This window comes from Clostridioides sp. ES-S-0048-02 (genome assembly GCF_020658495.1).
Lineage (GTDB): Bacteria > Bacillota > Clostridia > Peptostreptococcales > Peptostreptococcaceae > Clostridioides.
In genome coordinates this window covers 1-13052 of the sequence record NZ_JACVWH010000034.1, presented here as the reverse complement: position 1 = coordinate 13052, position 13052 = coordinate 1, and the positions used below count along the sequence as shown (strand labels likewise).

Sequence of the window (13052 nt, the reverse complement as noted above, 5' to 3'; positions counted from 1 at the left end):
ATTGCCAGTTAATACAGGCAAAGAAAAATCTTTTACTATAACAATAGATTAAATATTTGCTAGTATTAAAATATATTCAAAATTATAGGGAGGAATTATGTTAAAAAAATTAAAAAAAATATTGCTAATTACTTGTTGTTTCCTTATGATGGGTAGCACAGTTTTTGCAGAAACACAAAATAGTGAAGGAAAAAGCTTTACTATATCTGGTTATACATTTATGTATGAAAATGCACCACAAGAAATAAAAGATAAATATGAGGAAAATTGTTTGGATATAGGCGTAGAGCCACAACCTAATGATGAAATTTTTATTACACCTAGTGAATTAAAAACTTATAGCAACATAGACTTGTATTCAGCTAGAGCAAGTTCATTTACAGTAACTTATCATTATTCATATTATAAGGTTACTGGAGATAAAAACTATACTGTTAACACTTCTACGATTGTAAAATACGGAAATTCAGGAAATCCTGTTCATTTAGTACAATTGTTATTAAAAAAAGTTGGATATTCTTTAGAAGCAGACAGTCAATTTGGAAGCACTACACTTAGTAAAGTTAAAAGCTTTCAAAGCAGTTATGGCTTAACTGCTGATGGAATTGTTGGTAGTGCAACATGGCAAAAATTTGCCTCTGCTACAAACCTTGATTAGAATTTTTATATATGGCTATGTTTTAAAACAATGTTGATAATAAGACTATTTTAACAGCAAAAAAGTAGGGTCATGCTGATATGTCCTACTTTTTTTCGTATAATATTAAAATTATGAATCTTATATTTTATTAAGGAAAACTCCATTTTTATTTATTGAGCAATCCCTTATTAAGTTAACCTTGTTTATAATAATGAAATTTAAATAGAATAGATATACAAAATAATATATGTTTTTAAACATTAGTTACTTTATTTTTTATCTTTCATATAAGAAACCAATGCGGTTATAAATGATACTGCAAATATTAGAAATAATCCTATATTTAAAGCATTAAACGAACTTTTACCATTAGTTGCAAATACATAAAAAGATATTAAAATTGCTATTCCACTTAATATCAATTTTAATTTACTTGAAATCATATATCCCACTCCCTTTTATTTGTATTTAATTCATGTCTCAATTATAGTCTAACTCACTAAAAAAAATACACTATGTATATCTAATATAACTATAAAAAATACTATCCATTACATAGCAATTGTGTCCTATTTTCATTATAGCATTATTTCAAATTAAGAACTCCAGAGTTTATGTAATTGGTAATATATTGGTAAAATATGCTATAATAAAAACAAGACGCAATTGTTATATATTACGAAGTAAAAGAGTATCAATATAGGATGCTCTTTTTTAGTATTAAATTATATAATTTATTTAAAATATAGTCATAACTCAATAAAATAGTTGTATTTTTTTAAGAAGCTTAATATAATATAAATATAGATATTTAACTAATTAGTTAAATATCTATAAAAAGATTGAAAGGAGTTATTATATGAGTAAGGCATTTAAAGCTTTAAGTGATAAAACAAGAAGAGAAATATTAAAGTTGCTTAACAATAGAGATATGAGTGCTGGTGAAATAGCCGAACATTTTGATATGTCAAAACCGTCAATATCAAAGCATTTAGATATTTTAAGGGAAGCAGAACTTGTGAGCTCTGAGAAGAAAGGTCAATTTATAATTTATTCTATTAATACTTCTGTAATTCAAGAAGTTCTTGGTAACTTCTTGGAAATATTCAAAAAATAAAGAGAGGAAAATATTATGAAAAAAAATGATTTAACAAGAATTATATTATTAATTACATCACTCTTAATGCTTGTAATAGGATTTGTGATGTCAAAAGCAAATATAGAGATATTAATATTAGGTATTTTAGCTATTATCTCTTTAGTAGTATTAGATAGACAAGCAAGTGATATAGTAAAGCTATCGAAAAATAATCCTAAAGTTAAAACTTTTAGATTTTTAAATATGTTTACATTACTTATCGTTGTACTTTGTTTTATACTTGCTTCATCATCATCTGATAATCAAATATCTATTACAGAAGATAACAAAATATTAATTATTGGTTTAATGTCAGCTTTTATGATGATTTTCGGAAATGCATCACCTAAGATACCTTTTAATAGGTATTTGGGATTAAGATTACCTTGGACGATAAGAGATGAAGAAACTTGGAAAATTGCACATAGATTGGTAGGGTATTTATCTTTTCCGATTGCAATAGTAATGTTTATTATGTCATTTTTCTTTGATGGAAATATAGTAGGTATTGTTGGAATTTTAACTTGGGTTATAATACCAAGCATACACTCTTATATATTTTATTATAAGAGATTAAAAGGTTTGAATTAATAAACCGATATTCTAAATAAATTTTAAACTATATATTATAGTTACTGAACAATTTTAATATAATGTGAACAAAAAGTAGAGGTATGTCAGTCGATATCCCCCTACTTTTTTTGTTATTCAAAATGATTCTAATATCAACACTGTATTAAAACATAGCCTTATATATAAATAGTTCAACAAAAGACATGATAAGTTTATTATCATGTCTTTTTATAATTCGTAGCCTAATTTTTTATAATAAAACTTTATAAAATTGAGTATGATAAAGCGAGTATTTTAATTAAATATTTTTCCAGTTAAGAATATATATTTAAGGTTCTGTGCGACTCTCGAGTATGATTATATAAATATAAACTTAGTGTTAAAGTTATTGTTTTCTCAGTAGTTTAGTATTATTATATAGTAAATAGTTTAGTTCATTTAGGATATAATATATTAAACAATAATGTCTTCTTAGACTATTTTTTTAAACGCTAGCGTCTATTTTGTGATATAATAAAAGCAAGGAAATAATGAGTTACTTTATACAAGAGTAGCTATTTCCATCAAAATTGATTTAAAGAACTATTTTTTTAAACCACTCTTATTGGCGTTTGAGTGGTTTTTTATTTTATCATACATGAAAGCTGATATAACACCAGCTAGTATACTCAATAAAAAATTTATCACCATACTGTTCCACCTCCTTCCGTTATGGAATTTGGCGTTTAAATATGGAAATAGCCACTCTTACACTTTTCAACCATTATTTTCCTTGCATTAATATTATAGCACATATCGCAACAATTAAAATCAATGTTTTAATCACATTAAGGACAAGTCTACAATCATCATATAACGCGTTTAATTGCCTGTTAAATAAGTTTTTATTCTTTTGTAAGGTAATTATCCTTATCTGTTTAGAATTGATTTTAGGAGCCAATTTTTTGGTTTTAAGTTTTTACTTTTAAGTTAAATTTTTTCTTAATTTATTGGTTTTTAATTACGACAATTTTAAATTTTGTCATTTATCTATATAGTATATCCCTATTAATAGTAATAAACCTATAAATAGTATTTAATAGTATTTAATAATAGTATTTAGACCTAGCTGAAATTATTGTAAATACTACCTTTTGATAATTTAAATGCGACACTTTGATAATTTAAATGCGACACTTTGATAATCTAATACGACACTTTGATAATCTAATACGACACTTTGATAATCTAATACGACACTTTGATAATTAAATGCGATATAATTTATAATTGACGTATTATTAATAATTAAGCTATAATTATCAAAAATAGATACTTTAGGAGAACTAATTTATGAGAAACATTAAAGAGCAAAAAACTAATGTTTTAATGAAGTCTAATAAGTTTATAATGGCAAAATATGATTTACAAACTATAGAAAATAGATTATTTGTTAGATTATTATATGAATTTCAAAAAAATAAAAATTTAGAAATAACAATATCTATTGAAGAAATTAAGGAACTTATGAAAAGTCCTAATTATACAACATCCCAAGCTATAAGTAAAATATTTACTAAATTGAGAACAGGAACTATTTATATTAGGAGTGGTAAAAATTGGGGAGAATGTAGTTTTATATATTATTGGCTATATAACGAAGATGAAAGAACTTTTACTGTAAGGACATCTAATGAATTACTGGATTTAATAGAAAACTATATCCAAGTTGGTTATACTCCAATAAACCTACAAATATTTTTTAGTTTAAGGAATTCATATGCTCAACGTTTTTATGATTTGCTTAGATTATGGACAATGACAAAAGGTGCAATTACATACAAAATAGATGTTTTAAAAGAATTGTTAATGCTAGAAAATAAATATGATAAATATAACGATTTTAAAAGACGAGTCATTATTCCAGCAATAGAGGAACTCATTTCAACAAATTATTTTAATATTGAATTTATTGAAAATAAGAAGGGTAGAAAAGTAGAGTCAATAACTTTTCTTGTAAAAGATTTTGATGATAGGAAGTATTTTTCTAAAAGAGAGAATATAGTTTCTTCAGATACTAAACAAAATAAAACTAATAAAAAAATTAGTGAGATGCCTAGACAGAAAACTAAATTTCATAATTTCAATGAAACATTTACTAAGTATACTACTGATGAATTAGATGACATAATTGCTAAAAGTCAAAAGGAAAAGTTTAAATGATTTTATTTTTGAATTGCCAAAAACAATAAGAAGTTTATGCCCCAAAACATAAATAAAACTAAGCAAAGCCTAATAAATTTATGGGGGCATAAAAATCTAATAGTAACATTTTTAAACCACAAAAAAATTCTTAAATTTTTAATATTTTTGAGATGTACTTATTAGTGTTTTAGATTCATTTCCGGCTGTAATGATTGCAACACCTCTATATGTATGACCCTTTGTAGCAGAGTATGAATTTGTAACAGAACAAGTTTTGCCTCCAGTTTTCTTTGCAGATGTCTTTAAATCTACCCAACGCCCAGATTTTAATTCTTGTAATTTTGTTATAACAGATGTCTTAGTTACTCCAGATTTTCCAACAACAGAAGCACTTATATTAATCTTTCCATTAGAGAATGATATATTGCATCTTCCATTTAATATATTCACTGAAAAGGGTATTACCTCTTCTTGCACATCTTCCATAAAAATAATATCAGATGAATTAAATTCGTCAGCAAAACTAACAACATTTACTGAAATCATCATAATTAACACACATACAAATATTGATATTACGTTTTTTATTTTCATTAAAAAACCTCCTTGTAAAATTTTATATATTCAACATAACAAACAAAGGACGTTTTTTTAGACAAATTTTTACTCAATATTTTTTGCAACTTTAATAAACTCTGATTTATCTTTTCTAGTTATTTTTTTTGTAGGTAATTCTTTAGATAACATATAGATATTATTTTTATCATGCCATAATAATTGCTGAGTATTTTCTTTTTCAACATACTGTGCATAATGATTATTAAATTTTATATTTTCAACAAACGCATCCTCTGTGTCTAATACTACAACATCTCTAGAGTATGGCATCATTTGATAAATTATGTAATTATCTGATTTATCTTTGTATGATATTGATAGATAATTTTTTTCTTCAATTCTTTCAACTTCTTTATATCCAGTAGAAATATACTTAGGTTCTATATATTTGAATGATACATTTGATTTATGAGGGTTTATAAAATTATAATCTGTAAATTCTTTGTATACCTTCTTCATTATTCTCATTAAGCTTTCAGGAAAAGCTTCTGTTTTTATAGTAGTTATAGTGACTATACTTGATAAAATTATTATAAAAATAATAGCAATTCTTTTAAAATTTTTATAATAGTTCTTTTTTACTTTTTTTTCATTTTCTTTTATAAGTTTATCCATTTTGCTTTCAAATTCTATAGAAAAGTCATGGTCAATATCTTCATCACAAGGTAATTCATACAACATTTTTTCTTCTATTTTTGGAAGCTGTTCATATAATAATTTTTCTATATCTAATTTATCTTCATTCATTTGACAACGCCTCCATTTCAATTAAAATTTTTTTTAATTTTTCTAATGCTCTTTTATTTTTCTTATACAAATTAACCTCTTTTATATTCAATATCTTAGAAATCTCTTTAGTAGAAAAACCATGGCTATACTTTAATAGGATTACTTGCAAATCTGTTTCAGATAGTTTCTTTAAAGCATCTCCTAAGTGGCTGTAATTGCCTAATTTTTCAATCGATAAATCTAAAGAATTAAATTTATAACTCTCATCATTAATATCATTTATTTCCTCTCTCTTTCTCTTATTATATATATTTATTGAAATTCTCTTTACTATAATAACAACGAATCCTTTAGTTTTTGGACTGTTTACATCATTTATTTTATCGAGATTATCAATTATTTTTAGAAATGCATTGTGAACAGCATCTTCTGATAATGCTTCATCTTTCAAAATTTGATTAGCAACATAAAACATTAGTTTCTTGTATTTAATATATATATCTTCAAATTTATTCCTTTCTTCTTCTGAATTTATAATAGTCAAATATAACAACATAAGTTAATCTCCCTCACAACATATATTCTTTATAAATAAAATTATATAGAATTTAAAGAATTGTAGATATATATGTCTAAAAATAATTTTTATATTTGTTATATCTTTAAATAAAATAAATTGGAGGATATTTATTATGAAAAAATTAAAATCGAAAGCAATAATATCAATACTATCGCTATTATTGATATTAAGTTACACAATGCCGACTTATGCAAGTACATATTCTTTTGAACAAAATAAGAAAGAGTTAAATGAAGTACTTGAAGAAGTTTATAAAGAAAGAAGCTTAGGAACAGTTTCTAAAGAAAAAATAGATAAATTAGAAGAAATTCTTAGCAGGTTTAATGTATCTCCTGATGAAATAAATGCTACAGGAGAAATGCAAACATTTGGATTTAACCAGTGGACAGACTTAGGAAAAGGTTGGAAAATGACAGTACATAGACCTCATGGAAGTGATGCAACTAAATACCATACACACGTTAAAAAAGGAGGAGTAGAAGCTAAAGAAGCACTTGATGGAACTTCAACTCATGGAAAAGGAAATACTATGAATAACAAAGGTGTTCCTAAAGATATTCAAAACAAAGTAAGAAATCATAAAGATGTTAAGAAAGCTAGAGATGAAGAAGCAAAAGCTAAACAAGCTAAGCGCAAAATGAATTCACAAGGATTAAAATTAAAAATTCGTAATGATTTAATTATCGCAATAAGTATATTTGTTTCAATTGTTGGAGTAACTTTATTTGCACTTACAGAATATGCTTCATGGTTAGCTGTATTATTAATATTATAAAAGGAGATATAGTTAATGGAAAAACCAAATATATATTTAGTTGGAGAATTTAGAATGAAAGACTTCGAAATTTTCAAGCTTATGCAAACAGAGGATTGTTTAAATGAATCATTAGGCTTTTATGTAATCGAAGATTGCAAAAGAAAGGCAGAACTAAAAGATTATCCATACTTAATTGATGTTTATAAAGATAATCCTAATGAATTTGATGCTGGGATAAATTTAATCAAAGTTCATTTTATCTCAGAAAAAGATTTTGATATTGAAGAAAAAGAAGTACTCGAACACGTTGGAGTAAGCTTAGTAGAATTTAAAAATAATACTAGTACTTTATTCTATATACATAAAAACAAAGACATCAAAAGATTTTTAAACATGTATGATGAAAATCCATTTAAATTATATAATGAATTGTTACAAGTTACAGAATTAAAGCCTAATGTCTTAAATTTTAAAATTAACTCTTTAAGTAATCTATATCAAGAGTAAATATAAATTTAAATAATTACAGAAGGAAATGATTAAAAATGGAAGATAAAAATATGTATTTAAAAGTTAATTTAATATTAATAGTATTAGGTTTTATAATATTACTTTTTAATAATGACTTAGCATTATCATTGAAAGTAAGATACTTAGCTGATAAAGGCTTTGGAGACATAATTGAAAATCAAATATTTAAAAACTATTCTTATATGTTTTTAATAATAGGCGGAATATTATTTTCCAAGGGAGTTCATAATTTAACTAAACCTGATATAATCAAATTAATTTTAAATAAAAAATAATAATACATCAAACATGTGTAATATCTGCCAGTGTTTCTGATAGATAAAGAAATATAAAAAGACATAATGATTATTATGTCTTTTTTAAATTAATTGATTCCCCAAAGAATCAAAAAAATTAATAGTTATTGATAAGTGATTTTTCTTCTTTAATAAATCATCTTTAAATATAAACTTCATTTTTAGACATTCTAAGAAAGAATTTCAATTACTTTTTTACATTTCTATTTCCTAAAAAAGATTCCTTTAAAACAATATATATAACTATGTCAAAATAATTAAAAATATAAAATTAAATAAATCAACGCACTTGACTAAACTGCCTAGATAGAGGCTAAAATTGGACATAGTTACCCTACAAACAAGTGTAGGATAACTTTCCTTGCCCAGTATATCGGCATTTTATAGGACTAGTACAGTTATAACATCTATTCTTTTGCAACTTAATGCTCTCTATCGTTTCCCCCAATAGTAAGATATATAGATGCTCCACAAAGAAACTCCCCCCTCGCTTTTATTTATTGTAGTATCGAGTCACTACTTTCTGCCCGTCCATATAGTACTAGATATATGTATATGCAGTTGGCTATCCCAAACGTTTTGTCGGCTACCCCTGTGCTTTGTCAAGCCTACGGTTTGCACTTGGTCAAACGTCCTTCCACTATAAAACCATTTAAAAAAAGCCTTGTCCAACTATCTTGAACAAAGCTTGTAATTTCTATCTTTTATCGTTATCATCTTGATTTTTTTTCTTTCATCTCTTATAATTTATGTATATCTAAGAAGATAACAGCTATATTTTATATACTCTATGTTCTGTCAAAACATTTAGTATTTTAAACTATAGTTAAAAGATTACTGTTACTTAACTATGTCGGTAGTTGGTATTAACTCGTTAGAAGGTCTGTCAAACCTAATACGAGCAGTAGTCTTTTTTTGTATTCAATTTTTTAATATAAATTAATTATAATTCTACTTATTAAATTTTACTAGCAAAATTTTCCGTATTTATATATTTTTTTTAATATTTTTATTTTCTATACCTCTCAATAAATTCCTTTAATGCTTGTCCCATTAAGTCATGCTTATCATAGGGTTTATTTTCTTCAACTAAAATATTAAATTCATCCCATATTTTTTCATTAATTCTAATAGTAGTTCTTTTAATTGGCGCTTCAGGTAAATCTATATTTATTCCTTCTCTTAATTCAATAACTTCTGAATTTGATTTACCAGTTTTATTGATTTTAAACCACTCTATCATTTCTTTTAAAGTTTCTGATTCTTGTGATATATAGAGCATATTTTCTTTTAATTTTGGAGTTGATATTACACCTGTATTACTTATATCATCTTGATTACCAATTGAAGATTTTTCTTTATTTTCAACTGTATTACTTCGGGGATTACATGTATATTCTAAAAGTACGAATTTATTTTCCTTTCTTCTGTATCCCTTGCTATTTAAATATTTTCTTATCGTACTTTCATTAATCTCTAATTTATCTGAAACCTTTTTAAGACTTTTATATTCAATCAATTTTTCATTTACATACCCTACAATGTCACTAATATCGCATTTTTTTAAATCATTCCAATTCATAATATTTCACCTCTTAAATATATCTGAATACATATGTATTACAGTTATATTCTTATTCTATCTATGAACATCCTTTAAATCAAATAATTTATTATCTAGTAATTTAATTGGACTCTCTAATTTTTTAACATCATATCTAGTCGGAATGATTGCAGGAGCTATATTTAACAACTCTAACATCTTAAAATATTTCTTCAATTCTTCTTTAGAATACTTTTTCTTTTTTGCATATCTCAATTCTAAGTATTGTAGTAACTTCTTCTTACTATTTCTTTTTAATTTGTTTGTTTTGGTAATTATATCTTTAGCTTCATAGTAGTTATAAAAGTCTAGTCTAGTATTACATATAAACCTTTTGTACTTTGTTAGAACTATATCTCTACATAAGTATATATCCTCAAAGTAGGCTTTAAATGTACGACTATACTTTCTTATTTCATAGTTTGCACATTTTATCTCAAGTCTTAAAACATTCTTTGCTAGTTCTAAATCATTGTCTGTTATATTTATCTTATTACCCTGTAATTCCTCAGCTTTCTTTTTCAGATTACAAAGTTGATTATACTTATTATAAAAGTTTATAGCATAAGTCTTATTTATATTATTATCATAGTTGTACTTGGATTTTAAATATACACTTGTATTGGTAGGTAAGTTATTTTCATGCGTATAACTTATATATCTATTGTCTTGTCTATCCTCAACTATTTTATTAAACAATTCTATATATAAACTTGCATTTACATTAAATATATTAAAATTAATTTCTACAGTAGCAACATTAAAATCTAGTATATCTATATCGCAATTAAACAGCTCTCTAAGCTTACTGTTAACCTTGTACCTTATTTCTTCCTTTTGTATATAGACATCATCTAAATTATAAACGTGATTTGCATTTCTAAGTAACATTATTAATCTACCTTGTACAATCAGCTTCTTTGATTTTACAACATATAAAAACTTAACTCCATTCATCATATACATGTATAAAGATATATTTTCTATTACCTCACCAGTTAATATATCTATTTCTTTGTCATAATATTTTTTTAACTTTAAACTGAATTTGTTACTGTCTAACTCTATATTTTTATATAAGTTAACTCTGTCTATCATCCCCATACCCCTCTTAGCGAAATTGAATTCAAATAAATAATTAGCACTATATTTATAGGCTAAAACATGATTACAAAATTAAAAAATTAAAGTTATAACACCCTTATTTAAGGGGTATCAAACTTACAGTCTTTCAATACTTTTTTATGATGTGGAAATGAAAGGACTACACTGAAAGAAAATTTTTCCTCAACCTTCATCTCCTGCATACACCCCCCTACTCTTAAACCTTGTTTATTAAGCTATTAAACATACTATCTAAAATATAATTTACATACAAATAACTCTATAAATACAGAACATTTGTACGTATTACTATAGCTATTTTTACATGCAGACGAAAATTTTTTTTTCATGGAAATAGATGCCTTTTTTTATGATAATTCATATCAGTTAATAATTATTTTTATAAATTTTAGTGACCTTTTTTACAAAACGACAATTCTTCATATAAAACCTGTACAAACTAGTAATTCCAATACTTACAAGACTTTTTTATATGTCGGTAATATACGGCATAAAAATAAGTATTTTATGCCATTTTTGTATAGATTATAGTAATTTCAATATATACACTTATTTTATCAACTCTTATTTTTGTTGATTTGTCAGTTACATGTCAGTAAGTATTAATTTTTTGTATCTTTTAAGTTGATTTACTCTTATATTCGAATATATAATTCAATTAAAAAAATTAAGAAATTTGATAAAAATACTCTACGCACGTAAAACTTTTCAAGTGATACACTTCTTTTAATTTACTCTACACATGTAAATCATTCATCAAAAAACAATTGACTGTCTTACTCTATTTTAATAGAATAAAGTTACATTTATTAATTTTTTTAACATTAGGATGGAGGAACATATTATGATAGAAAAAATACCACGTGCTGAACTTAAAGTAATGATGCTATTTTGGGATACTGACAAGGTATTGACATCAAGAGATATTGTAAATATAATGAGTGAAGAATGGAAACAAACGACAACACTTACACTATTATCTAGGCTTTCTAAAAGAGGGTTTTTAGAGCCTACAAAAAAACCTGCATACACTACTTATAAAATTTTGATTAATAAAAAGAGCTACTTAGAGTTTGCAACATCTGATTTTATAAAGAATGTACATAATGATTCTATTGTAAGTTTAGTTGATTCAGTTAATAAAGAAAAGATAGGAAAAGATGAATTGGCGTCTTTGAGAGCTTTTATTAAAAAACTTAAGAAATAATAGGTACTATATATGTGTAATTTAATTCTAAAAGATATTTTAAGAACCAGTATCACAAGTAGTCTAGTTATTTGTTTTCTGCTACTTTTAAGGACAACTATATTCAGAATTTTCAATAAGAGTTTTAATTATTATATTTGGCTAATTGTAATAGTTAGATTACTTTTTCCATTCTCTTATTTTACTTATACTATTTCTGATTCTAAATTTCAATACAAACCTATTTTAAATGAAGTTGATTATTCAAATACAGTATTAATAATATATCTAACAATTGTTATTTTACTTGCAACTTATAGGTTTATAAAATATTTAAAGTTTAAGAGTTTGGTTATTGACTTATCATATGACATTGAAAATCTTGAAATAAACAATCTTTATAATAATTTATTAAAAGAATTAAATATAGAAAAGCACATTAAACTAAAATATACTTATGAAATCAATACACCTTCATTTTTTGGATTATTTGATAATTATATACTTTTACCACCATATAATTACAATTTAAATGAACTATATTGGATTCTAAAACATGAATTAATTCATTACAAAAGTAAAGATTTGTACATTAGATATTTGGTTTTATTTTTAAAGTGTGTTTATTTCTTTAATCCTTTTATTTATCTACTTGATAGAATTATATATCATAACTGTGAATTACATTGTGATGAAGTTGTATTAAAAGGTTGTTCCCTTGAAAATATAAAAAGTTATGCTAACACAATTTTAGATTCAATTGAAAGAAGTTCAAGAGATTCAAATAGCTACACTACTGGATTACACAGAAAATCAAATTTTGAAAAAAGAGTTTATAATATGTTTAAAAATAATGGTAAGAGTGGTATTTTAATAGCATTGATTTTATGCTTATTGTCATCATTTACATATTTTAAATTTGATTCAATTATATCAAAGCCAATTAATCACTCCTTAGATGCACCATTGCCAGTTAATACAGGCAAAGAAAAATCTTTTACTATAACAATAGATTAAATATTTGCTAGTATTAAAATATATTCAAAATTATAGGGAGGAATTATGTTAAAAAAATTAAAAAAAATATTGCTA

The 13052-nt window shown here is 24.6% G+C and carries 15 protein-coding genes; 9 read left to right on the top strand and 6 right to left on the bottom strand.

The window, feature by feature from the left end:
- The first annotated feature begins 97 nt into the window (after positions 1 to 97).
- The gene (locus IC173_RS19695) at positions 98 to 658 is read left to right on the top strand and encodes a peptidoglycan-binding domain-containing protein (RefSeq protein WP_227483894.1); all 561 of its coding nucleotides are present in this window, start codon (positions 98 to 100) and stop codon (positions 656 to 658) included.
- Positions 659 to 909: 251 nt separating this feature from the next.
- On the opposite strand, the gene IC173_RS19690 is transcribed toward IC173_RS19695, so the two are convergent.
- The gene (locus IC173_RS19690; RefSeq protein ID WP_227483893.1) at positions 910 to 1083 is read right to left on the bottom strand and encodes a hypothetical protein; all 174 of its coding nucleotides are present in this window, start codon (positions 1081 to 1083) and stop codon (positions 910 to 912) included.
- Positions 1084 to 1499: 416 nt separating this feature from the next.
- On the opposite strand from IC173_RS19690, the gene IC173_RS19685 reads away from it, so the two are divergent.
- From IC173_RS19685 to IC173_RS19675, 3 genes are all read left to right on the top strand, one after another.
- Positions 1500 to 1757 (top strand): autorepressor SdpR family transcription factor, encoded by a 258-nt coding sequence (locus tag IC173_RS19685; protein ID WP_048926724.1) that lies wholly within the window; start codon positions 1500 to 1502, stop codon positions 1755 to 1757.
- Between the two features lie 15 nt (positions 1758 to 1772).
- Positions 1773 to 2369 (top strand): SdpI family protein, encoded by a 597-nt coding sequence (locus tag IC173_RS19680; RefSeq protein ID WP_227483892.1) that lies wholly within the window; start codon positions 1773 to 1775, stop codon positions 2367 to 2369.
- 1314 nt (positions 2370 to 3683) lie between these two features.
- Complete coding sequence (locus IC173_RS19675) at positions 3684 to 4553, top strand: replication initiation protein (RefSeq protein WP_227483891.1); 870 nt, start codon at positions 3684 to 3686, stop codon at positions 4551 to 4553.
- A gap of 138 nt (positions 4554 to 4691) precedes the next feature.
- On the opposite strand, the gene IC173_RS19670 is transcribed toward IC173_RS19675, so the two are convergent.
- The 3 genes from IC173_RS19670 to IC173_RS19660 all read right to left on the bottom strand — a co-directional run bounded on the left by IC173_RS19670 (position 4692) and on the right by IC173_RS19660 (position 6438).
- Entirely contained in the window at positions 4692 to 5129 is a 438-nt protein-coding gene (locus IC173_RS19670) for a hypothetical protein (protein ID WP_227453478.1), read from the bottom strand.
- Between the two features lie 69 nt (positions 5130 to 5198).
- Positions 5199 to 5900 (bottom strand): DUF4367 domain-containing protein, encoded by a 702-nt coding sequence (locus IC173_RS19665; RefSeq protein WP_227483890.1) that lies wholly within the window; start codon positions 5898 to 5900, stop codon positions 5199 to 5201.
- Entirely contained in the window at positions 5893 to 6438 is a 546-nt protein-coding gene (locus IC173_RS19660; protein ID WP_227453476.1) for an RNA polymerase sigma factor, read from the bottom strand. The genes IC173_RS19665 and IC173_RS19660 overlap by 8 nt, the downstream gene beginning before the upstream one ends.
- 136 nt (positions 6439 to 6574) lie before the next feature.
- Between IC173_RS19660 and IC173_RS19655 the strand changes: the two genes are divergently transcribed.
- Genes IC173_RS19655 through IC173_RS19645 form a run of 3 tightly spaced genes read left to right on the top strand, consistent with a single transcriptional unit; the run spans position 6575 to position 8025 of the window.
- Positions 6575 to 7237 (top strand): hypothetical protein, encoded by a 663-nt coding sequence (locus tag IC173_RS19655; RefSeq protein ID WP_227453475.1) that lies wholly within the window; start codon positions 6575 to 6577, stop codon positions 7235 to 7237.
- 15 nt (positions 7238 to 7252) lie between these two features.
- Complete coding sequence (locus tag IC173_RS19650) at positions 7253 to 7726, top strand: hypothetical protein (RefSeq protein WP_227825473.1); 474 nt, start codon at positions 7253 to 7255, stop codon at positions 7724 to 7726.
- Positions 7727 to 7764: 38 nt separating this feature from the next.
- On the top strand, positions 7765 to 8025 hold the full coding sequence (locus tag IC173_RS19645; protein ID WP_227483899.1) for a hypothetical protein: 261 nt from the start codon (positions 7765 to 7767) through the stop codon (positions 8023 to 8025).
- A gap of 1030 nt (positions 8026 to 9055) precedes the next feature.
- On the opposite strand, the gene IC173_RS19640 is transcribed toward IC173_RS19645, so the two are convergent.
- Together IC173_RS19640 and IC173_RS19635 are read right to left on the bottom strand one after the other, a co-directional pair.
- Positions 9056 to 9628, bottom strand: a complete 573-nt coding sequence (locus IC173_RS19640; protein ID WP_227483898.1) for a hypothetical protein — start codon at positions 9626 to 9628, stop codon at positions 9056 to 9058.
- 57 nt (positions 9629 to 9685) lie between these two features.
- Entirely contained in the window at positions 9686 to 10747 is a 1062-nt protein-coding gene (locus IC173_RS19635) for a hypothetical protein (protein WP_227856155.1), read from the bottom strand.
- Between the two features lie 871 nt (positions 10748 to 11618).
- On the opposite strand from IC173_RS19635, the gene IC173_RS19630 reads away from it, so the two are divergent.
- Positions 11619 to 11981 carry a BlaI/MecI/CopY family transcriptional regulator gene (locus IC173_RS19630; RefSeq protein ID WP_227483896.1) on the top strand — a complete coding sequence of 121 codons (363 nt, stop codon included), beginning with the start codon at positions 11619 to 11621 and terminating at the stop codon, positions 11979 to 11981.
- Positions 11982 to 11993: 12 nt separating this feature from the next.
- Positions 11994 to 12977: a M56 family metallopeptidase gene (locus IC173_RS19625; RefSeq protein WP_227483895.1), complete on the top strand. Its 984-nt coding sequence runs from the start codon at positions 11994 to 11996 to the stop codon at positions 12975 to 12977.
- Positions 12978 to 13052: the final 75 nt, after the last annotated feature.